General features: G+C 60.7%; 27 protein-coding genes and 1 pseudogene. 21 read left to right on the top strand and 7 right to left on the bottom strand.

The genetic code is table 11. The features are described from left to right. Positions 1-173: 173 nt before the first annotated feature. A complete protein-coding gene (locus K5R88_RS23190; RefSeq protein ID WP_226298423.1) occupies positions 174-986 on the bottom strand; it encodes a thermonuclease family protein in 813 nt (270 codons plus the stop codon). Positions 987-997: 11 nt separating this feature from the next. Then, positions 998-1216: a 50S ribosomal protein L31 gene (gene rpmE / locus K5R88_RS23185; protein ID WP_008025207.1), complete on the bottom strand. Its 219-nt coding sequence runs from the start codon at positions 1214-1216 to the stop codon at positions 998-1000. 286 nt (positions 1217-1502) lie between these two features. On the opposite strand from rpmE, the gene K5R88_RS23180 reads away from it, so the two are divergent. The 10 genes from K5R88_RS23180 (at position 1503) to K5R88_RS23135 (ending at position 14618) form a co-directional block, all read left to right on the top strand. Continuing rightward, positions 1503-3722 carry a primosomal protein N' gene (locus K5R88_RS23180; protein ID WP_008025209.1) on the top strand — a complete coding sequence of 740 codons (2220 nt, stop codon included), beginning with the start codon at positions 1503-1505 and terminating at the stop codon, positions 3720-3722. Positions 3723-3958: 236 nt separating this feature from the next. Further along, entirely contained in the window at positions 3959-5695 is a 1737-nt protein-coding gene (gene argS, locus K5R88_RS23175; RefSeq protein WP_032832667.1) for an arginine--tRNA ligase, read from the top strand. Position 5696: 1 nt separating this feature from the next. Next, positions 5697-6395: an SPOR domain-containing protein gene (locus K5R88_RS23170; protein WP_008025212.1), complete on the top strand. Its 699-nt coding sequence runs from the start codon at positions 5697-5699 to the stop codon at positions 6393-6395. Positions 6396-6684: 289 nt separating this feature from the next. Then, the gene (gene hslV / locus K5R88_RS23165) at positions 6685-7224 is read left to right on the top strand and encodes an ATP-dependent protease subunit HslV (protein ID WP_008025213.1); all 540 of its coding nucleotides are present in this window, start codon (positions 6685-6687) and stop codon (positions 7222-7224) included. A gap of 54 nt (positions 7225-7278) precedes the next feature. Beyond that, on the top strand, positions 7279-8616 hold the full coding sequence (gene hslU / locus K5R88_RS23160; protein WP_008025214.1) for an ATP-dependent protease ATPase subunit HslU: 1338 nt from the start codon (positions 7279-7281) through the stop codon (positions 8614-8616). Positions 8617-8737: 121 nt separating this feature from the next. Next, entirely contained in the window at positions 8738-9115 is a 378-nt protein-coding gene (locus K5R88_RS23155) for a gamma-butyrobetaine hydroxylase-like domain-containing protein (protein WP_008025216.1), read from the top strand. A gap of 258 nt (positions 9116-9373) precedes the next feature. Continuing rightward, the gene (gene phaC, locus K5R88_RS23150) at positions 9374-11053 is read left to right on the top strand and encodes a class II poly(R)-hydroxyalkanoic acid synthase (protein ID WP_192226849.1); all 1680 of its coding nucleotides are present in this window, start codon (positions 9374-9376) and stop codon (positions 11051-11053) included. Between the two features lie 143 nt (positions 11054-11196). Next, a complete protein-coding gene (phaZ, locus tag K5R88_RS23145) occupies positions 11197-12051 on the top strand; it encodes a poly(3-hydroxyalkanoate) depolymerase (protein ID WP_008025220.1) in 855 nt (284 codons plus the stop codon). 114 nt (positions 12052-12165) lie between these two features. Next, complete coding sequence (phaC, locus tag K5R88_RS23140) at positions 12166-13848, top strand: class II poly(R)-hydroxyalkanoic acid synthase (protein WP_226298422.1); 1683 nt, start codon at positions 12166-12168, stop codon at positions 13846-13848. 149 nt (positions 13849-13997) lie between these two features. After that, the gene (locus tag K5R88_RS23135) at positions 13998-14618 is read left to right on the top strand and encodes a TetR/AcrR family transcriptional regulator (RefSeq protein WP_008041885.1); all 621 of its coding nucleotides are present in this window, start codon (positions 13998-14000) and stop codon (positions 14616-14618) included. A 192-nt stretch (positions 14619-14810) separates the two neighbouring features. Here K5R88_RS23135 and K5R88_RS23130 read toward each other — a convergent pair whose 3' ends face one another. From K5R88_RS23130 to K5R88_RS23120, 3 genes are all read right to left on the bottom strand, one after another. Beyond that, positions 14811-15671 carry a phasin family protein gene (locus K5R88_RS23130; RefSeq protein ID WP_226298421.1) on the bottom strand — a complete coding sequence of 287 codons (861 nt, stop codon included), beginning with the start codon at positions 15669-15671 and terminating at the stop codon, positions 14811-14813. 10 nt (positions 15672-15681) lie between these two features. Then, positions 15682-16104, bottom strand: coding sequence for a phasin family protein (locus tag K5R88_RS23125; RefSeq protein ID WP_008025226.1), 423 nt, complete (start codon positions 16102-16104; stop codon positions 15682-15684). A gap of 244 nt (positions 16105-16348) precedes the next feature. Beyond that, the gene (locus K5R88_RS23120) at positions 16349-16624 is read right to left on the bottom strand and encodes a polyhydroxyalkanoic acid system family protein (protein WP_008041889.1); all 276 of its coding nucleotides are present in this window, start codon (positions 16622-16624) and stop codon (positions 16349-16351) included. A 155-nt stretch (positions 16625-16779) separates the two neighbouring features. Here K5R88_RS23120 and ubiE point away from each other — a divergent pair, with 155 nt between their 5' ends. The 11 genes and pseudogenes from ubiE (at position 16780) to K5R88_RS31055 (ending at position 24843) form a co-directional block, all read left to right on the top strand. Further along, positions 16780-17550: a bifunctional demethylmenaquinone methyltransferase/2-methoxy-6-polyprenyl-1,4-benzoquinol methylase UbiE gene (ubiE, locus tag K5R88_RS23115; RefSeq protein ID WP_007948968.1), complete on the top strand. Its 771-nt coding sequence runs from the start codon at positions 16780-16782 to the stop codon at positions 17548-17550. Beyond that, positions 17550-18173, top strand: coding sequence for a ubiquinone biosynthesis accessory factor UbiJ (locus tag K5R88_RS23110; RefSeq protein ID WP_223436716.1), 624 nt, complete (start codon positions 17550-17552; stop codon positions 18171-18173). The genes ubiE and K5R88_RS23110 overlap by 1 nt, the downstream gene beginning before the upstream one ends. Beyond that, on the top strand, positions 18170-19774 hold the full coding sequence (ubiB, locus tag K5R88_RS23105; RefSeq protein ID WP_226298420.1) for a ubiquinone biosynthesis regulatory protein kinase UbiB: 1605 nt from the start codon (positions 18170-18172) through the stop codon (positions 19772-19774). Before K5R88_RS23110 ends, ubiB begins: the two co-directional genes overlap by 4 nt. 80 nt (positions 19775-19854) lie before the next feature. Continuing rightward, on the top strand, positions 19855-20256 hold the full coding sequence (gene hisI / locus K5R88_RS23100; protein WP_007899278.1) for a phosphoribosyl-AMP cyclohydrolase: 402 nt from the start codon (positions 19855-19857) through the stop codon (positions 20254-20256). Next, positions 20249-20581 carry a phosphoribosyl-ATP diphosphatase gene (locus K5R88_RS23095; protein ID WP_008025232.1) on the top strand — a complete coding sequence of 111 codons (333 nt, stop codon included), beginning with the start codon at positions 20249-20251 and terminating at the stop codon, positions 20579-20581. The genes hisI and K5R88_RS23095 overlap by 8 nt, the downstream gene beginning before the upstream one ends. 25 nt (positions 20582-20606) lie before the next feature. Then, entirely contained in the window at positions 20607-20879 is a 273-nt protein-coding gene (locus K5R88_RS23090; RefSeq protein WP_008025233.1) for a twin-arginine translocase TatA/TatE family subunit, read from the top strand. A gap of 10 nt (positions 20880-20889) precedes the next feature. Beyond that, entirely contained in the window at positions 20890-21351 is a 462-nt protein-coding gene (gene tatB, locus K5R88_RS23085; RefSeq protein WP_226298419.1) for a Sec-independent protein translocase protein TatB, read from the top strand. Continuing rightward, positions 21348-22142 carry a twin-arginine translocase subunit TatC gene (gene tatC, locus K5R88_RS23080; RefSeq protein WP_008025235.1) on the top strand — a complete coding sequence of 265 codons (795 nt, stop codon included), beginning with the start codon at positions 21348-21350 and terminating at the stop codon, positions 22140-22142. The genes tatB and tatC overlap by 4 nt, the downstream gene beginning before the upstream one ends. Then, a complete protein-coding gene (locus tag K5R88_RS23075) occupies positions 22139-22846 on the top strand; it encodes a 16S rRNA (uracil(1498)-N(3))-methyltransferase (protein WP_223452997.1) in 708 nt (235 codons plus the stop codon). Before tatC ends, K5R88_RS23075 begins: the two co-directional genes overlap by 4 nt. Positions 22847-22926: 80 nt before the next feature. Further along, positions 22927-23937: pseudogene (locus tag K5R88_RS31060) on the top strand (methyl-accepting chemotaxis protein); the annotation flags it as partial. 33 nt (positions 23938-23970) lie between these two features. Further along, positions 23971-24843, top strand: a complete 873-nt coding sequence (locus K5R88_RS31055) for a methyl-accepting chemotaxis protein (protein ID WP_404943240.1) — start codon at positions 23971-23973, stop codon at positions 24841-24843. A 142-nt stretch (positions 24844-24985) separates the two neighbouring features. Here the strand turns inward: K5R88_RS31055 and K5R88_RS23065 are convergent, their stop codons facing one another. Together K5R88_RS23065 and K5R88_RS23060 are read right to left on the bottom strand one after the other, a co-directional pair. Further along, positions 24986-25720 (bottom strand): amino acid ABC transporter ATP-binding protein, encoded by a 735-nt coding sequence (locus tag K5R88_RS23065; protein ID WP_008025241.1) that lies wholly within the window; start codon positions 25718-25720, stop codon positions 24986-24988. Then, positions 25713-26672: an amino acid ABC transporter permease gene (locus tag K5R88_RS23060; protein ID WP_008025242.1), complete on the bottom strand. Its 960-nt coding sequence runs from the start codon at positions 26670-26672 to the stop codon at positions 25713-25715. Before K5R88_RS23060 ends, K5R88_RS23065 begins: the two co-directional genes overlap by 8 nt. Between the last annotated feature and the right edge of the window lie 10 nt (positions 26673-26682).

The following is a 26682-nucleotide window of genomic DNA, read 5'->3' as shown; positions in this document are numbered from 1 at the left end:
CGCTTTTACTGTTGGACAGACTGGTCAGCGAGGATACGCGCCTCGCAAAGTCCCCACAAGACTGACCAGTCACCCCTGTCAAGCGCCCCGCCCTACGACTTTGGGCCAAGAGCCACGGAACACAAGGGATAGACTGTTCACAATCGACAATAAAAATGTCTACAATTTTTTTATCAAGGCGCCGCTTGCAACATCGCCGGATCGGTCAATGGAAGAAGCCAGCGCGCTTGCCCCGCTTGCAATCCGCCACGGCGCGAACGGTCCACGACCCAGCCACGGGCCTCGACCTGCTTGCCTTTCAGGCGCTCCAGCGCCGCACCATCAAATTGCCCCAGCAAATTGGGCGCAACACGCAGTACAAGAGAATCCTGCAACTCGATCCAAACACCGCCGCGATTGCGTTGAACCTTGCTCACACGCCCACTGACCACCGCGAAGCCGGACGTGTTGATCTGCTCCGCTTTCAGTACAGGCGACTGGCGCCACACACCGAGCCCGGCTTGCCGCGCACTGCGTTCCGCTGCTTGCTGACAGGCCACCAGATCGACATTCGGCGCGACCGCCACCTGGAAACCGAGCCCTTCTGCGAGCATCTGCGCTTCGAGGTTGGCACCCTCGGCGCCATAAAGATGCGCAAGGGTACGACCGTAGTGATCCTTGCTCTCTTTACCCGGCAGCACACCGACCCGCCCGCCGCTGGCAGCCACCAATGCTTCCAGGCGCTTGCGCGCCGCCACGGCAAACGGCTCGTCGGAGCGGCCCTGTTTACCCAGCTCGGGCGTATTCAAGCCGATCATGCGCACGCTTCGGCCATCGCTCAGGCGCAGCGTGTCGCCATCCACCACCCGTTGCACCGCGACCGACGTCAGCCCGCTCGGCACCGGGCAGAAGGCCTGGGCGCCCGAAAGCCAAATCGCGGACACAAAAAAGGCGCCCGCAAGGGACGCCTTTTTTATCAGTCTGGAGAAGCCGGAACGACCTTCCAAAATGATTGGCCTTAGGCCTTTTTCGCGCCGAAAGCACCGAAACGGTCTGCGAAGCGCTGAACGCGGCCGCCAGTGTCCAGAGTCTTTTGCTTACCGGTGTAGAACGGGTGGCATTCGTTGCAAACGTCGATCGCCAGGGCTTTGCCGAAGGTCGAACGGGTTTCGAACTTGTTGCCACAGCTGCAGGTAACAGCGATGGCTGGGTATTCTGGATGGATATCAGCTTTCATGGTGTCTTCCTCAGGCTGCGTGCCGCCACCCAACACTATTGTTGAATACCGCACGTAATTAGGCCGCGGATTCTACCAGACAATCTCAATCACGCAAGCTGTCGCTGAGACCGACCGTCTGCTAGGCTCCCGACCCAATACGCGATCCCCTGTAGGAGTGAGCCTGCTCGCGATAGCGGTCTGCCAGTCGCCACAATGTTGACTGCAAGATTGCTATCGCGAGCAGGCTCACTCCCACAGGTTATATGTCACGCCCCCTATTGTTTGTTGATCGAGATCCCCCCGCGTGCCCGACGCCATTTTGCGCCTCGCCCTGCCTTCGCCCCTGCGCCGCCTGTTCGATTACCGTGCCCCGGCCGGAGTCCTGCGCGCCCAGTTGCAACCGGGCATGCGCCTGCGCGTACCTTTCGGCCGGCGGGAGATGATCGGGATTCTGGTAGAGGTCACCGACACCAGCGAAGTGCCTGCAGAAAAGCTCAAACCGGCCCTGGCCCTGCTCGACGCCACGCCGCCCTTGCCGCCAGCGCTGTTCAAGCTGTGCCTGTGGACCTCTCAGTATTATCAGCACAGCCTCGGCGACACCTTGAGCTGGGCACTGCCGGTGTTGTTGCGTCAGGGCGAACTGGCCGAAGCGCGCCAGGAACGTTTCTGGTCCGCCGCGCCTGGCGCCAGCCTCGATGACCCGCGCATCGCCCGGGCCCCGCGTCAGCGTGAGGCGTTGGCAACCCTGGCGCAGCATCCTCATGGCGTCGCCCATCAGTTGCTGAGCAAGCTGATGCTGAGCAAGGACAGCCTGGATCTGCTGCTGGCCAAGGATCTGGTGCAAGTGGAGATCCGCAAGCACGCCCCCGGCGCCCGCCACGAGCACTGGCTGGCGCAACCGGAATTGCCGCTCAACCCTGAACAACGCGCCGCCTATGAAGCGATTCGCGCCGGGTTCGACAGTTATCACGCGTTCCTGCTGGCCGGGGTCACTGGCAGTGGCAAGACCGAAGTCTATTTGCAGCTGATCCGCGAAACCCTTGAAGCCGGCAAGCAAGCACTGGTGTTGATCCCGGAGATCAACCTCGGCCCGCAGACCCTGGCGCGCTTCGAACAACGGTTCAATGCACGCATCGCGCTGATCCACTCGGCGGTCAACGATCGCGAACGCCTCGAAGCCTGGCTCGCCGCGCGCGACGGCGACGCCGACATTATTATCGGCACCCGTTCGGCGCTGTTCACGCCGATGAAAAACCCCGGCCTGATCATCATCGACGAAGAGCACGACGGCTCTTATAAACAGCAGGAAGGCCTGCGCTATCACGCCCGCGACCTGGCATTGGTGCGCGCACGGCAGGAAAACATCCCGATCGTGCTCGGTTCCGCCACGCCTTCGCTGGAAAGCCTGCACAACGCCTACACCGGGCGCTACGGCCTCCTACGCCTCAATGAGCGTGCTGGCGGCGCCAAGCAACCGCGCTTCCTGCGCCTGGATGTGAAAAGTCGCCCGCTCGACAGCGGCATTTCCGGGCCGATGCACCAAGCCATCGGCCAGACACTCGCGGCCGGCCAGCAAGTATTGGTGTTCCTCAACCGTCGAGGTTTCGCCCCGACGCTGCTGTGCCACGACTGCGGCTGGATGTCCGAATGCCAGCGCTGCGATGCGCGAATGACCGTGCACCAACGCTCCGGCGAATTGCGCTGCCACCATTGCGGCTACGTCGAACGCGTGCCCCGGCACTGCCCGAAGTGCGGCAAAGTGGATTTGCGGCCGGTGGGCGCCGGCACCGAGCGTGCCGAGGAACGCCTGGCCATTCTGTTCCCGGATGTGCCGGTGCTGCGGGTCGACCGCGACAGCACGTCGCGCAAGGACGCGATGAATCAGTTGTTCGCGACCATTCAGAAGGGTCACCCGTGCATTCTGGTGGGCACGCAAATGCTTGCCAAAGGGCATCACTTTCCACGGGTGACGCTGGTGTCGATTCTCGATGCCGATGGTGGTTTGTTCTCCGGCGACTTCCGCGCCAGTGAGCGCATGGCGCAACTGATCGTGCAGGTCGCCGGTCGCGCAGGCCGGGCTGAAGAGCCGGGCAAAGTGATCATCCAGACCCATCTGGCGGACCATCCGCTGCTGGTGCAACTGACTGAACAAGGCTACTTCGCGTTCGCCGAACAGGCGCTGAGCGAACGACGCTCCGCCGGTTTGCCGCCGTTTGCGCATTTGGCGCTGCTGCGGGCCGAAGCGCACAAACCGGGGCAGGCTGAAGGGTTTCTCGACGAGGCGTGCAGCGAGGCCGAGCGTTTGCTGGCCGAACAGAATCTGACCGGGATCGAATTGCTCGGGCCGGTGCCTGCACCGATGGAACGTCGGGCCGGGCGTTATCGCGCGCAGTTATTGTTGCAGGCAACGGCCCGGGCGCCGCTGCACCGGTTGCTGGCCAGTTGGTTGCTGGTGCTGGAGCAGATGCCTAGCGGGCGGGCGGTGCGCTGGTCTTTGGATGTCGACCCGGTCGATTTGTATTGATTTCAATATTGCCTTCGCGGGCAAGCCTCGCTCCTACGGGTTTGTGTCGTTCACAATATTGGCAAACGACTCGCCCCTGTAGGAGCGAGGCTTGCCCGCGAAAGAGGCCCTAATAGTCACCACATATCCACAACCTGCCCGCTATAGTTGGCAAGCCCGCCTTCGCAACGGATAATGCCCAGTTTTTCCACCAGCGCATCGAAGCGCCGCCGCGCTTGCGGTCGAAAGAGAAGACCATGAAAGACACCATTCGCCAGTTGATCCAACAAGCCATCACCCAACTCGTCAACGAAGGTGTGTTGCCTGAAGGCCTGACGCCGGCGATCCAGGTGGAAAACTCCCGTGACAAGAAGAACGGCGACTTCGCCAGCAACATCGCCATGATGCTGGCCAAGCCGGCCGGCATGAAACCGCGCGATCTGGCCGAGAAGATCATCGCCGCGCTGCCGGCTGACGAAAACGTCACCAAGACCGAAATCGCCGGTCCTGGCTTCCTGAATTTCTTCCAGAACACCGACGCCCTGGCCACCCGCCTCGACGCCGCACTGGCCGACGAGCACATCGGCGTGCGCAAGGCTGGCCCGGCGCAACGCACCGTGGTCGATCTGTCGGCACCGAACCTCGCCAAAGAGATGCACGTCGGCCACTTGCGTTCGACCATCATCGGCGACGGCGTGGCTCGCGTTCTGGAGTTCCTCGGCGACGAAGTGATCCGTCAGAACCACGTGGGCGACTGGGGCACCCAGTTCGGCATGCTGATGGCTTACTTGCAGGAAAACCCGATCACCAGCGACGAGCTGTCGGACCTGGAAAACTTCTACCGCGCCGCCAAGGGCCGTTTTGACGAATCCGAAGAGTTCGCCGACCGCGCCCGTGGCCTGGTGGTCAAGCTGCAAGCCGGCGACCCGGATTGCCTGGCACTGTGGACCAAGTTCAAGGACATCTCGCTGTCGCACTGCCAGAAAATCTACGAGCTGCTGAACGTCAAACTGACCATGGCCGACGTGATGGGCGAAAGCGCTTACAACGACGACCTGATCAATGTGGTCAACGACCTCAAGGCCGCTGGCATGCTGGTCGAGAGCAACGGCGCGCAGTGCGTGTTCCTCGACGAATTCAAGAACGCTGACGGCGACCCGCTGCCAGTGATCATCGTCAAGGCGGATGGCGGCTACCTCTACGCCACCACCGACCTGGCGGCGGTACGTTATCGCAGTGGCAAGCTGAAGGCTGATCGCGCGCTGTACTTTGTCGACCAGCGCCAGGCCCTGCACTTCCAGCAAGTGTTCGCCGTCGCCCGCAAGGCCGGCTTCGTGACGCACCCGATGGAAATGGAACACATGGGTTTCGGCACCATGAACGGCGCCGACGGCCGTCCGTTCAAGACCCGCGATGGCGGCACCGTGAAGCTGATCGACCTGCTGACCGAAGCCCAGGAGCGCGCCTACAACCTGGTCAAAGAGAAAAACCCGGAGCTGGCCGAAGACGAGCTGCGCAACATCGCCAAGGTCGTGGGCATCGGCGCAGTGAAATACGCCGACCTGTCCAAGCACCGCACCAGCGACTACAGCTTCAACTTCGACCTGATGCTGAACTTCGAAGGCAACACCGCGCCGTACCTGCTGTACGCGTACACCCGTGTGGCCGGCGTGTTCCGCAAGCTCGGCAAGGACTTCAGCGAAGTCGAAGGCCAGATCGTCCTGGAAGCCGCGCATGAACATGAGCTGGCAGCCAAACTCGCGCAATTCGGCGAAATCCTGAACAACGTGTCCGAGAAAGGCACGCCGCACATCCTCTGCACCTACCTGTACGACGTTGCCGGCCTGTTCTCCAGCTTCTACGAGAACTGCCCGATCCTCAGTGCTGAAACCCCGGCGCAAATGCAAAGCCGCTTGCGTCTTGCCGCGCTGACCGGTCGCACTCTCAAGCAAGGCCTGGAACTCTTGGGTCTGGAAACTCTGGAGCGTATGTAAGTTGGCTGCCAAGAAAAAACCTGCACCCAAGCGTGGCGCCAGCCGTTACCAAGCTCCTGCAAAGCAACCGATCCCGGGTTGGTTGTGGATGGCCATCGGCCTGACGGTCGGCGCGTTCATTGTATTCCTGATGAAGCTGGAACCGGGCAAGGGCAGCGACAGCGTCAAGCGCGAGAAGATCGAGCAGCAGAAAGCCACCAAGGTCGCCGAGGCCAACAAGACCCCGCCGAGCCCGACGCAACCGGTGAAGCCGAAGTACGACTTCTACACCTTGCTGCCGGAATCGGAAGTCATCGTGCCGCCGGATGCCGTGCCGGAGAAAACACCGCCGACGCCGGCTGTACCGACCACGCCGGTAACCCCGGCGGAAGCGGCGAAGATCGACACAGCGCGGGCTCAGGCGGCACTGGCTGGCATCACCCCGCCGCCACCGCCACCCGTGGCCAAGGCGGCACCGGTGACCAAGTTCTTCCTGCAGGCCGGTTCGTTCCGCAAGGAGGCTGATGCAGACAAGGTGCGCGCGCAGATCATCCTGCTCGGCCAGGCGGTATCGGTTGAGTCCGGCACGGTGAAGGACGAGACCTGGTATCGGGTGCTGGTCGGGCCGTTCAGCAACCGCGAACAGCTGACCACCGCGCAGAAACAACTGTCCGGTGCCGGGTTCAGCAACCTGTTGTTACAACAACGCCAGAACCGCTGATTCCGTCAGCAGCACCGCGCTATCGTTCTTCGCGGGCAAGCCTCGCTCCTACAGGTAACGGGGCGTTTGCGATATTGCGAACGCCGTAAAATGCACCGTTCGCCGTATTTGTGAACGGTGCATTACCTGTAGGAGCGAGGCTTGCCCGCGAAGGCGTCAGATCAGACAACACACCTTCCCCCGCGCAACACCGCTCGTCCCCTCTCCCGCCCCGCAGTTGAAAAACGCTCCACCACCCCCATATGAGTTGGCATAAGGCATTTTCGCCCCGCTGCGTGGAGACTCTCCCTTGACCACCATCGTTTCAGTTCGCCGCCACGGCAAAGTCGTCATGGGCGGCGACGGCCAGGTTTCTCTCGGCAATACCGTAATGAAAGGCAACGCGAAGAAAGTTCGTCGCCTCTACCACGGCGAAGTCCTCGCCGGTTTTGCTGGCGCCACGGCTGACGCCTTTACCCTTTTCGAACGCTTCGAAGGTCAACTGGAGAAACACCAGGGCCATCTGGTTCGCGCCGCCGTCGAACTCGCCAAAGAATGGCGCACCGACCGCACCCTCAGCCGCCTCGAAGCCATGCTCGCGGTCGCCAACAAAGACGCGTCCTTGATCATCACCGGCAACGGCGACGTTGTTGAGCCTGAACAAGGCCTGATCGCCATGGGTTCCGGCGGCGCCTACGCCCAGGCCGCCGCCAGTGCGCTGCTGAAGAAAACCGACCTGTCAGCCCGGGAAATCGTCGAAACCGCCCTCGGCATTGCCGGCGACATTTGTGTATTCACCAACCACACCCAGACCATTGAGGAGCAGGACTGCGCCAAAGGCGACGAGTAAGTCTGTTTCGGCCCCACGCCACGACTCATCTTGTTTAAGGTCCGTCAAAATATTATGTCCATGACTCCCCGTGAAATCGTCCACGAACTCAACCGCCATATCATCGGCCAGGACGATGCCAAACGCGCCGTCGCCATCGCGCTGCGTAACCGCTGGCGCCGGATGCAACTGCCGGAAGAGCTGCGCGTTGAAGTAACGCCGAAGAACATCCTGATGATCGGCCCGACCGGCGTCGGCAAAACCGAGATCGCCCGTCGCCTGGCCAAACTGGCCAACGCACCGTTCATCAAAGTCGAAGCGACCAAGTTCACCGAAGTCGGCTACGTCGGCCGCGATGTCGAGTCGATCATTCGCGACCTGGCCGATGCTGCCATCAAGCTGCTGCGCGAACAGGAAATGACCAAGGTTCGCCACCGCGCCGAAGACGCCGCGGAAGAGCGCATCCTCGACGCCCTGCTGCCACCGGCGCGCATGGGCTTCAACAACGATGACGCCCCATCGGCCGACTCCAACACCCGCCAGCTGTTCCGCAAGCGCCTGCGCGAAGGCCAGCTGGATGACAAGGAGATCGAAATCGAAGTCGCCGAAGTGTCCGGCGTCGATATCTCCGCGCCACCGGGCATGGAAGAAATGACCAATCAGTTGCAGAGCCTGTTCGCCAACATGGGCAAGGGCAAACGCAAGAGCCGCAAGCTCAAGGTCAAGGAAGCGCTGAAACTGGTCCGCGACGAAGAAGCCAGCCGCCTGGTCAACGATGAAGAGTTGAAGGCCAAGGCGCTGGAAGCGGTCGAGCAGCACGGCATCGTGTTCATCGACGAAATCGACAAGGTGGCCAAGCGCGGTAACTCCGGTGGCGTCGATGTGTCCCGTGAAGGCGTGCAACGCGACTTGCTGCCGCTGATCGAAGGCTGCACCGTCAACACCAAACTGGGCATGGTCAAGACCGACCACATCCTGTTCATCGCTTCTGGTGCGTTCCACTTGAGCAAGCCGAGCGATCTGGTGCCGGAGCTGCAAGGCCGTCTGCCGATTCGTGTCGAGCTGAAGGCGCTGACGCCGGAAGATTTCGAACGCATCCTCAGCGAACCGCACGCCTCGCTCACCGAGCAATATTGCGCACTGCTGAAAACCGAAGGCCTGGCCATCGAGTTCCAGCCGGATGGCATCAAGCGCATCGCCGAGATCGCCTGGCAGGTCAACGAGAAAACCGAGAACATCGGTGCCCGTCGCCTGCACACGCTGCTTGAGCGCCTGCTCGAAGAGGTGTCGTTCAGCGCCGGCGACCTGGCCAGCGCTCACGATGACAAGGTGATCCTGATCGACGCCGACTACGTCAACAACCACCTCGGCGAATTGGCGCAGAACGAAGACCTGTCCCGTTATATCCTGTAAGCCATACTTGTAGGAGCGAAGCTTGCTCGCGAAGGTGTGTCAGCTGAATTGATGTCGACTGACACACCTTCGCGAGCAAGCTTCGCTCCTACAGGGTTCCATCCATAACGGAACTCCGGCCATGACCCAACTCCCCACCGACATCAAACTGCACAAAGCCTCGAAAACCCTGTCGCTGAAATACGCGTCCGGCGAGGAACATCACCTGCCCGCCGAGTTCCTGCGCGTGCACTCTCCTTCCGCCGAGGTCCAGGGCCACGGCAAACCTATCCTGCAATTTGGCAAGATCGGCGTAGGCCTGACCAAGGTAGAACCGGCCGGTCAGTACGCACTGAAATTGACCTTCGACGACGGCCACGACAGCGGCCTGTTCACCTGGGAATATCTGTACCAGCTGGGCGTGCGCCAAGAGGATCTCTGGAACGATTATCTTGCCGAGCTGAAAGCCGCCGGAAAGACCCGCGACCCTAACGAATCTGTCGTCAAGCTGATGCTCTAACCCGCGCCTCTTGCGCATTAGAAGGCATTTTCTAATTTCATCTGTTTGAATGCTTGGCCGCGAGGTCAGTCATTAGCCTGCTTGCGAAAAAAATTAAACTCGGGTAACCAATGGAGCTGGCAAGTTACCTGCAGTGCTCTCTGAACTAAAAAGCAGCGATGCAGAATTATCGGTCACCCGAGCAGTAGTACCTGGCATTGGCTGTGTGACTACACGGCTGGACTCAGGTACTCGTCTCAGGACAATGGAGCGTCGTAGATGAGTAACAAGAATAACGATGACTTGAAGAATCAAGCCTCGGAAAACACCTTGGGGCTTAATCCTGTCGTTGGGCTGCGTGGAAAGGATCTACTGGCTTCTGCTCGAATGGTGCTCAGGCAGGCCATTAAACAACCGATTCACAGTGCGAAGCATGTCGCTCATTTCGGTCTTGAACTGAAGAACGTGCTGTTCGGCAAATCCGAACTGCTACCGACCAGCGATGACCGTCGCTTTGCCGATCCGGCCTGGAGCCAGAACCCGCTCTACAAACGTTATTTGCAAACCTACCTGGCGTGGCGCAAGGAACTCCACGACTGGATCGACGACAGTAACCTCGGGCCCAAGGATGTGGCACGCGGGCATTTCGTGATCAACCTCATGACCGAAGCCATGGCCCCGACCAACACGGCGGCCAACCCGGCAGCGGTCAAACGCTTCTTCGAAACCGGTGGCAAGAGCCTGCTCGACGGCCTCTCGCACCTGGCCAAGGATCTGGTGCACAACGGCGGCATGCCGAGCCAGGTCAACATGGGCGCATTCGAAGTCGGCAAGAGCCTGGGCGTGACCGAAGGTGCGGTGGTTTTCCGTAACGACGTGCTGGAGCTGATCCAGTACCGGCCGACCACCGAGCAGGTGCATGAGCGTCCATTGCTGGTGGTGCCGCCACAGATCAACAAGTTCTACGTTTTCGACCTGAGCCCGGACAAAAGCCTGGCGCGTTTCTGCCTGCGCAATCACGTGCAGACCTTCATCGTCAGCTGGCGCAACCCGACCAAGGAGCAACGCGAATGGGGCCTGTCGACCTACATCGAAGCGCTCAAGGAAGCGGTTGATGTGGTCACCGCGATCACCGGCAGCAAAGACGTGAACATGCTCGGCGCCTGCTCCGGCGGCATCACCTGCACCGCGTTGCTGGGCCACTACGCCGCAATCGGCGAGAAAAAAGTCAACGCCCTGACGCTGCTGGTCAGCGTGCTCGACACCACCCTGGACAGCGACGTCGCACTGTTCGTCGACGAACAGACCCTCGAAGCCGCCAAGCGCCATTCCTATCAGGCCGGCGTACTCGAAGGCCGCGACATGGCGAAAGTGTTCGCCTGGATGCGCCCCAACGATCTGATCTGGAACTACTGGGTCAACAACTACCTGCTCGGCAACGAGCCGCCGGTGTTCGACATTCTGTTCTGGAACAATGACACCACCCGGTTGCCCGCCGCGTTCCACGGCGACCTGATCGAGATGTTCAAAAACAATCCGCTGATCCGACCGGATGCACTGGAAGTGTGCGGCACGCCAATCGACCTGAAGCAGGTCACGGCCGACATCTTTTCCCTGGCCGGCACCAACGACCACATCACGCCGTGGAAGTCCTGCTACAAGTCGGCGCAACTGTTCGGCGGCAAGGTCGAATTCGTGCTGTCCAGCAGCGGGCATATCCAGAGCATTCTGAACCCGCCGGGCAACCCGAAATCGCGCTACATGACGAGCGCCGAGATGCCGTTGAAGGCTGAGGAGTGGCAGGAAAACTCCACCAAGCACACCGATTCCTGGTGGCTGCACTGGCAAGCCTGGCAGGCCGAGCGTTCGGGCGAATTGAAAAAAGCCCCGACAAAACTGGGCAACAAGGCTTATCCGGAAGGTGAAGCAGCACCGGGCACTTACGTACATGAGCGGTAACTGACACACCCGCCCCCGTAGGAGCGAAGCTTGCTCGCGAAAGCGGTCATTCATTCAACGTAGATTTCGACTGATCTGACGCCTTCGCGAGCAAGCTTCGCTCCTACAGGGGACCGGGATAATTAACCCACAGGGCTTGAAGCATGCCGCAACCGTTCATTTTTCGTACCGTCGACCTGGATGGCCAGACCCTCCGCACGGCAGTACGCCCCGGCAAGCCTCACTTGACGCCCTTGCTGATATTCAACGGCATCGGCGCCAACCTGGAGCTGGTGTTTCCGTTTGTCGCCGCATTGGACCCGGACCTCGAAGTCATCGCTTTCGACGTGCCCGGTGTCGGCGGTTCGTCGACGCCGAACCGGCCGTATCGTTTTCCGGGCCTGGCCAAACTCACGGCGCGGATGCTCGACTATCTCGATTACGGGCAAGTGAACGTGATCGGTGTGTCGTGGGGTGGCGCCCTCGCCCAGCAGTTTGCTTACGACTACCCCGAGCGCTGCAAGAAACTGGTGCTGGCGGCGACGGCGGCGGGTGCGGTGATGGTGCCGGGCAAACCGAAAGTGCTGTGGATGATGGCCAGCCCACGGCGCTACATCCAGCCATCGCACGTGATCCGCATTGCGCCGATGATCTACGGCGGCTCGTTCCGTCGCGATCCGACACTGGCGGCCAGCCATGCGGCGAAGGTGCGCTCGGCGGGCAAGCTCGGTTACTACTGGCAGCTGTTCGCCGGGCTCGGCTGGACCAGCATTCACTGGCTGCACAAGATCCACCAGCCGACGCTGGTGCTGGCCGGCGACGATGACCCGCTGATCCCGTTGATCAACATGCGCTTGCTGGCCTGGCGGATTCCCAATGCCCAGTTGCACATCATCGATGACGGGCACCTGTTCCTGATCACTCGCGCCGAGGCCGTGGCGCCGATCATCATGAAGTTTCTCGAGGAAGAACGGCAGCGCGCCGTGATGCATCCGCATCCGGCTCCATCGGGCGGCTAACCGACTTATCGTCGGTCGGCAGGACGCCGCGCCGCGCAACAACCCGTTACAGCGTCTATGGTGTTCTGGTTCGGTGTGTTTGTATTTGGCCTGAAGACGAAGGAGTGTTGAGTCATGCGCGACAAGCCAGCGAGGGAATCTTTACCGACTCCCGCAGCGTTCATCAACGCACAGAGTGCGATTACCGGCCTGCGTGGTCGGGATCTGTTTTCGACCCTGCGCAGCGTTGCCGCCCATGGTTTGCGCAACCCCGTGCACAGCGCCCGCCATGCGTTGAAGCTGGGCGGTCAACTGGGGCGTGTGTTGCTGGGCGAAACCCTGCACCCGACCAACCCCAACGACAATCGCTTTGCCGACCCCGCATGGAGCCTCAACCCGTTTTATCGCCGCAGTTTGCAGGCCTACCTGAGCTGGCAGAAACAGGTCAAAAGCTGGATCGACGAGAGCAACATGGACCCGGATGATCGCGCCCGCGCCCACTTCGCGTTCGCTTTGCTCAATGATGCGGTGTCACCGTCCAACACCCTGCTCAATCCGCTGGCGGTCAAGGAAATCTTCAACTCCGGCGGCAACAGCCTGGTGCGTGGCATCAGTCACCTGGTCGATGATTTCCTGCACAACGACGGCCTGCCCAGGCAAGTGACCAAGCAGGCCTTCGAGGTCGGCAAGACGGTCGCGACCACCACCGGCGCCGTGGTGTTTCGCAATGAGCTGCTGGAACTGATCCAGTACAAGCCGATGAGCGAAAAGCAGTATTCCAAACCGCTGCTGGTGGTGCCGCCACAGATCAACAAGTACTACATTTTCGACCTGAGCCCGAACAACAGCTTCGTCCAGTTCGCCCTGAAAAACGGCCTGCAAACCTTCATGATCAGCTGGCGCAACCCCGATGTGCGCCATCGCGAATGGGGTCTTTCGACCTACGTCGAAGCCGTCGAAGAAGCGATGAATGTATGCCGGGCGATCACCGGCGCCCGGGAAGTCAACCTGATGGGCGCCTGCGCCGGCGGGCTGACCATTGCCGCGTTGCAAGGTCATTTGCAGGCGAAGCGGCAACTGCGCCGTGTATCCAGCGCAACCTATCTGGTGAGCCTGCTCGACAGCCAGATGGAGAGCCCCGCGACCCTGTTCGCCGACGAACAGACCCTGGAAGCGGCCAAGCGTCGGTCCTATCAGAAGGGCGTGCTGGACGGTCGCGACATGGCCAAGGTCTTCGCCTGGATGCGTCCCAACGATTTGATCTGGAGCTACTTCGTCAACAACTACCTGTTGGGCAAGGAGCCGCCGGCGTTCGACATCCTCTACTGGAACAACGACAACACACGCCTGCCGGCCGCCTTTCACGGCGACCTGCTGGACTTCTTCAAGCACAACCCGCTGAGTCATCCGGGGGGCCTGGAAGTGTGCGGCACGCCGATCGACTTGCAGAAAGTCACCGTCGACAGCTTCAGCGTGGCCGGCATCAACGACCACATCACGCCGTGGGATGCGGTGTATCGCTCGACGCTGCTGCTGGGTGGCGAGCGGCGCTTCGTGCTGTCCAACAGCGGTCATGTACAGAGCATCCTCAACCCGCCGTCCAACCCGAAAGCCAACTTCATCGAGAGCACCAAACTGAGCAGCGATCCGCGGGCCTGGTATTACGACGCCAAGCAAGTCGATGGCAGCTGGTGGACGCAGTGGCTGAGCTGGATTCAGGAACGTTCGGGCACGCAAAAGGAAACCCACATGGCCCTCGGCAACCAGAACTATCCACCCATGGAGGCAGCACCCGGTACTTACGTGCGCGTGCGCTGACACCCAACACACCACTGCCGCCTCCGTAGGAGCCGGCTTGCTGGCGATCGCATCACCGCGGTTCACGACCCACCGCGGCGATGCGATCGCCAGCAAGCCGGCTCCTACAAGGTATAAGCGCGGCAGGACTTGAACATTAAGAAGACTGGATGAAAACCCGCGACCGGATCCTCGAATGTGCCCTGCAGTTGTTCAATCAGAAGGGCGAACCGAACGTCTCCACCATGGAAGTTGCCAATGAAATGGGCATCAGCCCGGGCAACCTCTACTACCACTTTCACGGCAAGGAACCGCTGATTCTCGGGCTGTTCGAGCGCTTCCAGGCGGAGCTTGCGCCGCTGCTTGATCCGCCGTCCGATGTGGAATTGGCACCGGAAGATTACTGGCTGTTCCTGCACCTGATCGTCGAGCGCCTGTCGCACTATCGGTTTCTCTTTCAGGACCTGTCGAACCTCGCCGGGCGCCTGCCGAAACTGGCCAAGGGGATTCGCAACCTGCTCAATGCGCTGAAGCGCACACTGGCTTCATTGCTGGCGCGATTGAAGGCTCAAGGGCACTTGGTCAGCGACACGCAGGCGTTGGGGCAGTTGGTGGAACAGATCACCATGACGCTGCTGTTTTCGCTGGATTACCAGCGGATTCTGGATCGCGAAGGTGAGGTGAGGCTGGTGGTGTATCAGATCATGATGCTGGTGGCGCCGCATCTGCTGCCGCCAATCAAGGTGGCGACGGAGCAACTGGCACTCCAATACCTCGAAGAACACGGATAACCCCTGAATACCACGGTACCCTGTGGGAGCTAGCCTGCTAGCGATAGCGATTTATCCGGCGACATTGTTGTTGACTGATGAACCGCTATCGCTAGCAGGCTAGCTCCTACAAGGGCGGTGGTGTTTGCAGGATCGTGCACAAACAAAAAACGCCCGACCTTTGCAGGCCGGGCGTTTTTTTGAGCCCTGAAATCAGGACTGACTGGTTGGCGTCGATGGAGCCGGCGCGGCAGTCGGGGTTACAGCAGGGGTCGGCGCGGTGGCAGAGTTGGAGCTGCTCACTGTAGGCGCCGGGGTTGCCGGTTTGGCGGCAGCCACTGCTGGTTTTGGAGCAGCCGCTTTCGGCGCTGCCGGTTTTTTCACTGCTGGTTTTTTCGCGGCGGCAGGTTTTGCCGCAGGCTTGGCTGCTGCAGGTTTAGCAGCCGGTTTAGCGGCGGCTTTGGCGGCAACCGGTTTCGCTGCTGGCTTGGCTGCGGCAGGTTTTGCTGCGGCCGTTTTGGCAGCCGGCTTGGCCGCTGCTTTCGCGGCGGGTTTTGCAGCGGGTTTTGCAGCCGGTTTAGCGGCAGCTTTTGCCAGAGGCTTGGCAGCGGTTTTAGCCGCTGGTTTGGCTGCTGCGGTTTTCGCCGCAACAGGCGCAACCTTGGCACCGGTGAGTTTTTCGATTTGCTTGGTCAGGGTATCGACCTTGCTGTGCAGCGCTTTCACTTCGTTGCGGCTCGGGACACCCAAGCGCGAAATGGCGCTGTTCAGGCGCTTGTCGAAAGCTCCTTCCAGCTCATCCCACTTGCCCAGCGCACGATCTTTCACGCCAGTGATGCGCGATTTGGCAGAGGTAGCGGAGTCCTTGGCGGCATCGACTTTCTTGCCGACAGCGCTCTTGGTTAGCTTCTCGGCTTTCTCGCCGTCTTTGACCAATGTATCGAAGAGCTTGCTGCCGTCAGTGTCGATCTTCGAGTACACGCCTAAACCAGCAAGCCAGATTTTGCGGGAGTAGTCTTCGACTTTCCCGATCCACGAGCTGCCTTCTTTTTCGGTGTTCTTTTTACCAGCCATCCCGTTCTCCTTAAGATTTACGCGCGACGCGTTCGAGCAATGCCGTCAGCTCATCGAGCTTAGCAGAGAGTGCCTCAACGTCATGTTTAGACGGAATGCCAATACGATTCAAGGTACTTGCGACACGCGAGTCAAAAGCCTTCTCGACCTTGTCGAGTTGAACTTCGACCTTGCCTTTGAAAGTGCTTACTTCGCTCTTGGCTTCATCAATCTCGGCGTTAGCTGCTTCAAGTTTCTCGGCAACTACCTTTTTGCCTTTCTTTTCAACAGTTTGACCAGCCTTGATCAACTCTTGAAAGTAATCGCTGCCCTCTTGGCCGACCTTGGCGTAGGCACCCAGGCCTGCCAGCCAGATCTTGCGGGCATAGGATTTGACGTCGCTCAGAGCGGTTGTCGAAGCGTCGATTTTTTTCTTCAAAATAACTTTGGCCATGGTGCACCTCACGCGCAGAAGGTTTGAGGAACTGCCCGCGAAAGTGTCGGGCTCATGCACAAAGTAGGGAGAAAAATTAGAAACGGCACCCTAACAACTGACATAAAACCTCGGGCGCGCCTTAAAACAAATGTGGGAGCCAGCCTGCTGGCGATAGCGATTTATCCATCAACATCAATGTTGACTGATACACCGCCATCGCCAGCAGGCTGGCTCCCACAGGGGATGTGGTTCGACTCGGAAATCAGACCAGGGCTTTATCGAGGGCCTTTTCGATTTCCGATTTGATCATGCCGCTCATGGCCGACATCATCAGGCCCAATTCCACATCAACGCGAATCGAATCCTCAGCAACATGCACCGCGCCTTTCACCCCGGAACGCTTGAGGTTCAGGGTGTCGCCGGACCACTGCGGCTCCAGGCCATATTGATCGGACAGTTTCTGCGCCAACTGGTCGGCCTTCTCGCGGGCCGCTTCCTTGCCCAGGCCGTGGGCACGTTCAACACTAATACGGGCCATCGAATGACTCCTGCTTTATGAATACTTTCCTGAAGCATCTTGACCGCGCCTGCGGCAAAACGTCCCGGCGGTTCTACATCTTACCTTCAGCCTTGCCAAGACAAAGCAGGCCACCGGGATTAGAATGTCCCGCATTCTCTTCTGGTGACAGCGATATGACTGATCAGCGCAAAGGCAGCGATGCCGAACCCACCACGCACTTCGGTTTCAAAAACGTTCCGGAAAGCCAAAAAGCGGAAAAAGTCGCTGAGGTTTTCCACTCGGTAGCCGCCAAGTACGACTTGATGAACGACCTCCTGTCGGGCGGCATGCACCGTTTGTGGAAGCGATTTGCGATCGAGCTGTCGGGCGTTCGCACCGGCAACCGCGTGCTGGACATTGCCGGCGGCACCGGCGACCTGACCAAAAAATTCTCGCACCTCGTTGGCCCGACCGGCCAGGTGGTGTTGGCCGACATCAACGAATCCATGCTCAAGGTCGGTCGTGACCGTCTGCTGGACCTGGGTGTGGCCGGCAACGTCGAGTTCGTTCAGGCCGACGCTGAAAAGCTGCCGTTCCCGGACAACCATTTCGACTGCGTGACCATCGCATTCGGCCTGCGCAACGTGACGCATAAAGAAGACGCACTGCGCTCGATGCTGCGCGTACTCAAGCCGGGCGGCCGTTTGCTGGTGCTGGAGTTCTCCAAGCCGACCAACGCGCTGATGTCCAAAGCCTACGACGCCTACTCGTTCGCCTTCATGCCGCTGATGGGCAAGCTGATCACCAACGACTCGGAAAGCTATCGCTACCTGGCCGAATCGATCCGCATGCACCCGAACCAGGAAACCCTGAAGTCGATGATGGTCGAGGCCGGTTTCGACCGCGTGACCTACCACAACATGACCGCAGGCATCGTGGCCCTGCACCGTGGCATCAAACCCTGATGTTGCTGGCCGGTCTGCTCGCCAGCGTTGAACTCGGCCTGAACCGGGTGCTGCGTCTCGACAGCACGGCGCTGCCGCGGCTGGCGCATTTGAGCGGCCGGGTGATTGCCGTCGATTGCCGCAGCCCGGCACTGCAACTGTTCATCCTGCCCAGCGACGAAGGCTTGATGTTGGCGACCCACTGGGAAACCGGTGCCGACTGCACCTTGCGTGCACCGGCTTCCAGCCTGTTGAAACTGGCGATGAGCAAGGACAAGACCTCCGTTTTGCATGCCCCTGAAGTCGAACTCGACGGCGACAGCGGCGTGCTGCTGGAACTGGCCGCGATCCTCCAGGACCTGGAACTGGACTGGGAATACGAACTTTCGCGCTGGCTGGGACCTGTGGCCACGCAACTGGTCGGCGGTCACCTGCGCAGTCGCGCACGCTGGTATCAGCAAGGATTTGCCAGCCTGGGTCAGAACCTGGGCGAATACCTGGCCGAAGAATCGCGCACCCTCGTCGGTCAGCGCGAAGCCGAAGCCCGATTCAGTGAACTGGACCAGATCAAACTCGATCTGGAACGTCTCGAGGCGCGTTTCGAGCGCCTTTCCCGATCCCTCGACCCAAGCGATAACGCATGAAGCTGCTTGCCGTCCGCCGTTTGTTGCGCATCCAGCGCGTTGTGATTCGCTACCGCCTCGATGACCTGCTGTTCGCCCTGCCGCTGCCGTGGTTTCTGCTGGCGCTGCGCTACGCCTTGCCGTGGCGCTGGTTCCCGCGAAAGCCGCTGGACCTGAGCCGTGGCGCGCGATTGCGCCTGGCGCTGCAGGACCTGGGGCCGATCTTCATCAAGTTTGGGCAGATCCTGTCCACCCGCCGCGACCTGCTGCCGGAAGACATCGCCGATGAGCTGATGAAGCTGCAGGACCGCGTGCCGCCGTTCGATTCGCAAGTGTCGGTCAAGCTGATCGAAGAACAGCTCGGCAAAAAGATCAGTGAAGTGTTCAGCCGTTTCGACGTCGAACCGCTGGCCTCGGCTTCGGTGGCGCAGGTGCACGCCGCGCAGTTGAAAACCGGTGAAGAGGTCGTCGTCAAAGTCATCCGCCCCGGCCTGAAACCAATCATCGCGCAAGACCTGGCGTGGCTGTTCATCCTCGCCCGCTCAGCGGAAAAACTCTCCGCCGACGCGCGTCTGCTGCACCCGGTGGACGTGGTCAGCGACTACGAAAAAACCATCTACGACGAACTCGACCTGTTGCGCGAGGCGGCCAACGCCAGCCAGTTGAAGCGTAATTTCGACGGTTCGCCGCTGCTGTACGTGCCACAAGTCTATTGGGACTGGTGCCGGCCGAAAGTGCTGGTAATGGAGCGCATCTACGGCATTCAGGTCACCGACCTCGCGACCCTGGCCGACCAGCGCACCGACATGAAAATGCTCGCCGAGCGCGGCGTCGAGATCTTTTTCACCCAGGTGTTCCGCGACAGTTTCTTCCACGCCGACATGCACCCGGGCAACATCTTCGTCAGCACCGTCAACCCGTGGAGCCCGCAGTACATTGCGATCGACTGCGGCATCGTCGGCAGCCTGACCCCCGAAGACCAGGATTACCTGGCGCGCAACCTGTTCGCGTTCTTCAAACGCGATTACCGGCGTGTGGCGCAACTGCACATCGACTCGGGCTGGGTACCGGCGGAAACCAAACTCAACGAATTCGAAGCGGCGATCCGTACCGTTTGCGAGCCTATCTTCGAAAAACCGTTAAAAGATATTTCCTTCGGTCAGGTGCTGATGCGCCTGTTCCAGACCGCTCGACGCTTCAACATGGAAGTGCAGCCACAACTCGTTTTGCTGCAAAAAACCCTGTTGAACATCGAAGGCCTGGGCCGTCAGCTGTACCCGGACCTCGATCTGTGGAACACCGCCCAGCCGTTCCTCGAACGCTGGATGCGCGAGCGCGTCAGCCCCAAAGCCTTGCTCGGCAACGTGCAGAACCAGTTCGAACAACTGCCGCACCTGGCCAACATGGCGCGCGACCTGCTCGAACGCATGTCGCAGCCCCACGCTTACGACCCGCCGCCATCGTGGCATCGACGCCGGGACGACTGGTTCCTGCGCCTGCTCGGCACCGCGCACCTGGCCGGCGGCGCAATACTGGCCATGGGCGGGCCGTTGAACGAACTGGCCTACTGGCCGGCAGGAATCATGATGGCCGTCGGCTTGTATCTGGTCGTTCGCCGATAGCCAGTTGTGTGATCCACTGGCACACTGTTTGAACGTTGGACTCTGCTCATGTAGTGCGGAGCCCGCTGTCGGAGTCGAAGATGAAAAACTGGCTGGACGAGATCAAGTGGGACGCCGACGGCCTGGTGCCGGCAATCGCCCAGGATCACAAGACCGGGCGCGTCCTGATGATGGCCTGGATGAACCGCGAAGCGCTGGAACTGACCGCTGCCGAAAACCGCGCCATCTACTGGTCACGTTCCCGTGGCAAGTTGTGGCGCAAGGGCGAAGAGTCCGGCCACGTGCAGACCTTGCATGAGATGCGCCTGGACTGTGACGCCGACGTGATCATCCTGATGGTCGAGCAGATCGGCGACATCGCCTGCCATACCGGTCGGCAGAGCTGCTTCTATCGCGTCTTCGAGAACGGCGACTGGAAAACCGTCGACCCGGTTCTCAAAGACCCGCACGCCATCTATTCCGCAGGACACACACATGAGTGACACTCTGACCCGACTGGCCGAGGTACTGGAAGCGCGCAAAGGCGCCGCCGCCGACAGCTCGTACGTCGCCAGCCTGTACCACAAGGGCTTGAACAAGATTCTGGAAAAAGTCGGCGAAGAGTCGGTCGAAACCATCATTGCCGCCAAGGATGCCGCCATCAGCGGCGACTGCAGCGATGTGATCTACGAGACCGCCGATTTGTGGTTCCACAGCATGGTCATGCTCGCCCAACTGGGGCAGCATCCACAAGCTGTACTCGATGAACTGGACCGTCGTTTCGGTCTGTCCGGACACGCAGAGAAAGCCTCGCGCCCGTCCGCCTGAACAACTATTAGAGAGGAGCAGCAACATGGGCATTTTTGACTGGAAACACTGGATCGTCATCCTGGTTGTTGTCGTGCTGGTGTTCGGCACCAAGAAACTGAAAAACCTCGGCACTGACGTCGGCGAATCGATCAAGGGCTTCAAGAAAGCCATGAACGACGACGAAAAACCGGCCGACCCGGCAGCGGCCCAACCGGTTCCGCCTGTTCAGCCACAGACCACCCAGTCCGTGAACCAGCCGCACACCATCGACGTGCAGGCGCAAAAAGTCGAAGAGCCGATCCGCAAAGACGTGTGAGCACTGACTAATGTTTGGTATCAGCTTCTCTGAACTGCTGCTCGTCGGCCTCGTGGCCCTGCTGGTGCTGGGCCCCGAGCGTCTGCCGGGTGCTGCGCGCACCGCCGGCCTGTGGGTCGGTCGCCTGAAGCGCAGCTTCAATGCGATCAAACAGGAAGTTGAGCGTGAAATCGGTGCCGACGAGATTCGTCGGCAACTGCACAACGAGCACATTCTGTCGCTGGAACAGGAGGCGCGGAAGATTTTCACGCCGACCCAGCAGGAAGCCACTCCGGTTCAGCCGGTGGCGGAGCAGACGATCCATGCATCGACGACAGAATCCGCGCCTGCTGCTGCGCCGACGGAAACCGTGAAAGCGGTGGAAGCGGTTGAAGCGGCGCCGGTCGTGGCGCACGTAGAACCCGTTGCTCCTGCCGCCGCGCCGACAACGCCGGCTCCTCACGACACCACTTTGCCGCCGCGAGCCTCATGAGCGATCTCCCAGAAAACGACCAGCACATGCCGCTGGTTTCGCACCTCACCGAGTTGCGCACCCGTCTGCTGCGCTGCGTAGCGGCGATCTTCATCATCTTCGCCGGGTTGTTTGCGTTCACCCAGCAGATCTACACCTTCGTCTCCACGCCGCTGCGCCAGTATCTGCCAGTGGGCGCGACGATGATCGCCACCGACGTGTCGTCGCCGTTCCTGACGCCACTGAAGCTGACCATGATGGTGTCGCTGTTCCTGGCGATCCCGGTGATCCTGCATCAGATCTGGGGTTTCATTGCGCCGGGCCTGTACAAGCATGAAAAACGCATCGCGGTGCCGTTGCTGGTATCGAGCATCATGCTGTTCTACGCCGGCATGGCATTCGCCTATTACCTGGTATTCCCGCTGATCTTCAAATTCTTCGCCGCCGCCACCCCGGCCGGCGTGGAGATGATGACCGACATCAGCAGCTACCTCGATTTCGTCATGACGCTGTTCTTCGCCTTCGGCGTGGCGTTCGAAATTCCGGTGGCCGTGGTGCTGCTGGTGTGGATCGGCGTGGTCGACGTCAAATACCTGAAGAAAATCCGCCCGTACGTGATCATCGGCTGCTTCGTGGTCGGCATGATCCTGACGCCGCCGGACATCTTCTCGCAGACGCTGCTGGCCGTACCGATGTGGCTGCTGTTTGAAATCGGCATCCTGTTCGGCGGCCTGATCAGCAAGCGCGGCGACCATCCGGACGACCAACCGGTTGACGATCACAACGACCAGCCGCCAGCGACCCAAGCGTGAACCTGCTGCTCCTCGAAGAGGCCGATTTCATTGCGGCCGACCGGGTGATCCTGCGTGATCGGCGGTTGACGCACATGCAGGAAGTCCACCGCTGTGAAGTGGGTGACAGCATGCGCGTCGGGCGTATCGGCGGCCTGATGGGTTCGGCCGAAGTGCTGCGCCTGGACGCCGATGAAGCCGAACTGCGCGTCACCCTCGACCAACCGCCACCGGCCAAGCTGCCGCTGACCCTGGTGCTGGCCCTGCCACGTCCCAAAATGCTGCGTCGGGTGTTTCAGACCGTGGCGGCCATGGGTGTGCCACGGATCGTGCTGGTGAACAGCTATCGCGTCGAGAAAAGCTTCTGGCAGACCCCGTTCCTGGAGCCGGAAGCGATTCGCGAGCAACTGATCCTCGGCCTCGAACAGGCTCGGGACAGCGTGCTGCCTGAAATTGTCATCGAGAAGCGCTTCAAGCCGTTTGTCGAAGACCGACTGCCAGCGATTGCCGAAGGCACCCTCGGCCTGGTCGGCCATCCGGGCAACTACCCGCCCTGCCCCCGCGGCCTCGACGAGCCTGTCACGTTGGCCATCGGCCCGGAAGGCGGCTGGATCCCCTACGAAATCGACCTGCTGGCCAAGTCCGGCCTGCAACCGGTGCAGCTCGGCGAGCGCATCCTGCGCGTCGAGACCGCCGTCACCGCGCTGCTCGCCCGCCTCTTCTAGCCATTACGCTCCTACAGAATCCTGACCGCCTGCCGATACAGTTCCCATAAAACCAACTTGTGGTCCGTGGGAGTTGCAGCATGTACCGATGGCTAGCCGAGAAACTGGGGAACGTCAGCGTCAATCGCAAACTGGGTGTCGGCTTCGGTCTGGTGCTGCTGCTGACATTGTTGATCACCGTCACGGGCTGGACCGGCCTGAGTGACGTGGTGAATCGCGGCGACAAGCTTGGGTTTATTGCCAGCCTCAATGAACTGACCAAAGACCTGCGCCTGGCCCGTCTGGACTACGAAATGCGTCGTGGCGAACAAGGCCCGGGCGCCGTCAACGACCTGCTCGGCCAACTCGACACCGGTTTGAAAACCGCCCGCACACTGATCGAGCAACCTGCCGACGCAGCCATGGTCGATCAGCAACTGGCCGCAGTCAGCGAGTACAAACAAGCCTTCGCCGCCATGACCCAGGCCGGCGCCAACCGCGAAGATGCTCGCAGCAAACTCGGCGCCACGGCCGATAACGCCGTGGCGCGCGTGGGTGAAGTCGAGAAATCCTTGCTGCAAGGCGACAGCGTCGCCGATTTCAACAGCGTTATCGACCTGAGCAAACTGATCCAGCAAGCTCGCTTCCAGGTGCGCGGCTATACCTACAGCGGCAAGACCGAAGCCGAACAACCGGCGCTGGACGCCATCGACAATGCGCTGAAAAACCTCGAAAGCCTGCCGTCCAGATTGCCGGAACAGCACATCGCCAACCTGCAACAGGCCAGCGATTCACTCAAAGCCTACCGCGCCGCCGTCAGCCAGTTCCGTGACTCCCAGGTCGCCAGCGCCGCCGCGCTGAAACGCATGGCCGATCAGGGCAACATCCTGTTAGACGTCAGCAAAAAGCTCACCGCCTCGCAAACCGTCATCCGTGACACTGACGCCGCGCACGCCAAGAACATGCTGTTACTGGCCACCGCCCTGGCGTTGGTCTTCGGCCTGTTCGCGGCATGGGCCATCACCCGGCAGATCGTCGTTCCGCTGGGCCAGACACTGAAAGTGGCCGAGCGCATCGCCGCCGGCGACCTGACCCAGAACCTCGTGTCCGAGCGTCAGGACGAACTCGGTCAGCTCCAGCGGGCGATGCAAAGCATGACCCTGGGCCTGCGTGAATTGATCGGCGGCATCAGCGATGGCGTCACGCAAATCGCCAGTGCTGCTGAAGAACTGTCCGCAGTCACCGAGCAGACCAGCGCCGGCGTCAACAGCCAGAAGGTCGAGACCGACCAGGTGGCGACCGCGATGAACGAAATGACCGCCACGGTGCAGGAAGTCGCACGTAACGCCGAAGAAGCCTCCGAAGCCGCGCTCGCCGCCGATCAGCAGGCCCGCGAAGGCGACAAGGTGGTAGGCGAAGCGATCGCTCAAATCGAACGCCTGGCCAAGGAAGTCGGCAACTCCACCGACGCCATGGGGCATCTCAAACGCGAAAGCGACAAGATCGGCAGTGTGCTCGACGTGATCAAATCCGTGGCTCAGCAAACCAACCTGCTGGCGCTCAACGCGGCCATTGAAGCCGCTCGCGCCGGTGAAGCCGGACGTGGTTTTGCGGTGGTCGCCGACGAAGTCCGCAGCCTGGCGCAGCGTACCCAGAAGTCCACCGAAGAAATCGAAGAGCTGATCGTCGGCCTGCAGAGCGGCACCCAGCAAGTCGCGACCATCATGGACAACAGCCGCACCCTGACCGACAGCAGCGTCGAACTGACCCGCCGCGCCGGTGGCTCGCTGGAAAGCATCACCCGCACCGTGTCGGCGATTCAGTCGATGAACCAGCAGATTGCCGCCGCTGCCGAACAGCAAAGCGCGGTGGCGGAAGAGATCAATCGCAGCGTGCTGAACGTGCGCGATGTGTCCGAGCAGACCTCGGCAGCCAGTGAAGAAACCGCGGCGTCCAGCGTTGAGCTGGCGCGGCTGGGGACGCATTTGCAGATGCTGGTGGGGCGGTTCAAGGTTTGAGGTGATTCATTTGCCTCGGTTCACTATGGACCGAGGTGATGCAATCGCCAGCAGGCTGGCTCCCACAGGGTTTGGTGTGAACACCACAAATCCACTGTGGGAGCTAGCCTGCTAGCGATTAGCGGCCCCAAGGCCGCTGCTTTTAAAGGACCTGACGAAGGAAGGCCTGCGCCCGCGGATCCTTCGGCGCATCGAAGAACTCGGCTGGCGAGGCGTCTTCCAGCAATTTGCCGTGATCGAAAAACAGCACCCGATCCGCCACTTCCCGCGCAAAGCCCATTTCGTGGGTTACGCAGACCATGGTCATGCCTTCCACGGCCAGGGTTTTCATCACATCCAGCACTTCACCGACCATTTCCGGATCGAGCGCCGAAGTCGGCTCATCAAACAGCATGACCTTGGGCTCCATGGCCAGCGCCCGTGCAATCGCCACGCGCTGCTGCTGACCGCCGGACAGGCGTGACGGAAACTCGTTGGCCTTCTGCGCAATGCCAACCTTTTCCAGCAATGCCAAGGCCTTGGCTTCACGCTCCTTCTTGCCGCGTTTGCGCACGACTTTCTGGGCGAGGCAGAGGTTTTCCAGCACGGTCATGTGCGGGAACAGGTTGAAATGCTGGAACACCATGCCGACTTCGCGGCGGTAGGCATTCACGTCGGTTTTCGGATCGGCCAGTTGCAGGCCGTCGATACTCACCGAGCCCGAATCGAACTCTTCCAGGCCATTGAGGCAGCGCAGGAAGGTCGATTTGCCGGAGCCGGACGGACCGATCACCACCAATACTTCGCCCTTCGCCACTTGGGTGGAGACGTTGTCCACCGCGCGCACCACGTGGCCACGGGTGTCGAAGACTTTTACCAGATCGCGGACTTCAATCACTTTGCGCGAGCCTCCGCTCAAGCCGGCTGGCGATTTTCGACAGCGGCAGGTTGATCAACAAGTACAGGCCAGCCACGCAGAACAGGATTTCGAATGGCGAAAACGAAGTAGTGATAACTTCGCGACCGCTTTTCAACAGCTCGGTAATCGCAATCACCGACACCAGCGAGGTGTCTTTGACCAGGCTGATGAACTGCCCGGCGAGCGGCGGCAGCACGCGCTTGAACGCTTGCGGCAGCACCACGTGGCGCATCGACTGACCCGCGCTCAAGCCCAGGGAACGCGCAGCTTCGTTCTGGCCACGGGCGATGGATTGCACGCCGGAGCGGATGATTTCCGCCACGTAGGCGCCGGTGAACAGCGACAGCGCAGCGATCCCGGCGAACTCCCGGGACAGGTTCATCACGGTGCCGATGAAGAAGTAGAAAATGAAAATCTGCACCAGCAGCGGCGTACCGCGCACCAGTTCGACGTAAATCGTCGAGAGGTCGCGCAGGGTCGGATTGTTCGAGAGACGGCACAAGCCCGTGGCGAGGCCGATCAGCAGGCCGAGCACACCAGACACCACGGACAACCACAGAGTGGTCCAGAGCCCCCACATCAGCGGTCCGGCGGCCCAATGGCGAGTCACGCCGATCACGTCGCCTTCGGCCACATCATCGCCTTGGGCGACTTGCAGGCTGTTGTCGTCGACGGTCACGCGCTGCTCGTCACCCGCGTCGTTGCGCAACGTGACTTCAGCCTTGTCGCCTTTGCGCACCAGTTCGCTGACGGTGGAGATGTCGGCGGCGCGCTGGGACTCTTCGGCGTGGTAGGCAAAGTACTGCGGGACGCGGTTCCAGCGCCATTCGTAGGACATCAGCGAGGTGGCGTAATACAACGCGCCAGCCAGGCCGATCAGCACCAGCACGGTCAACACGTGCCAGGGCCATTGGGCTTTTTTCTGTTTCATTGCGGGTTCC

Origin of the sequence: Pseudomonas sp. MM213 (assembly GCF_020423045.1) — a bacterium.
Classification (GTDB): domain Bacteria; phylum Pseudomonadota; class Gammaproteobacteria; order Pseudomonadales; family Pseudomonadaceae; genus Aquipseudomonas; species Aquipseudomonas migulae.
Note: the sequence above shows the minus strand (reverse complement) of the source record. Positions and strands in the feature narration are given on the sequence as shown.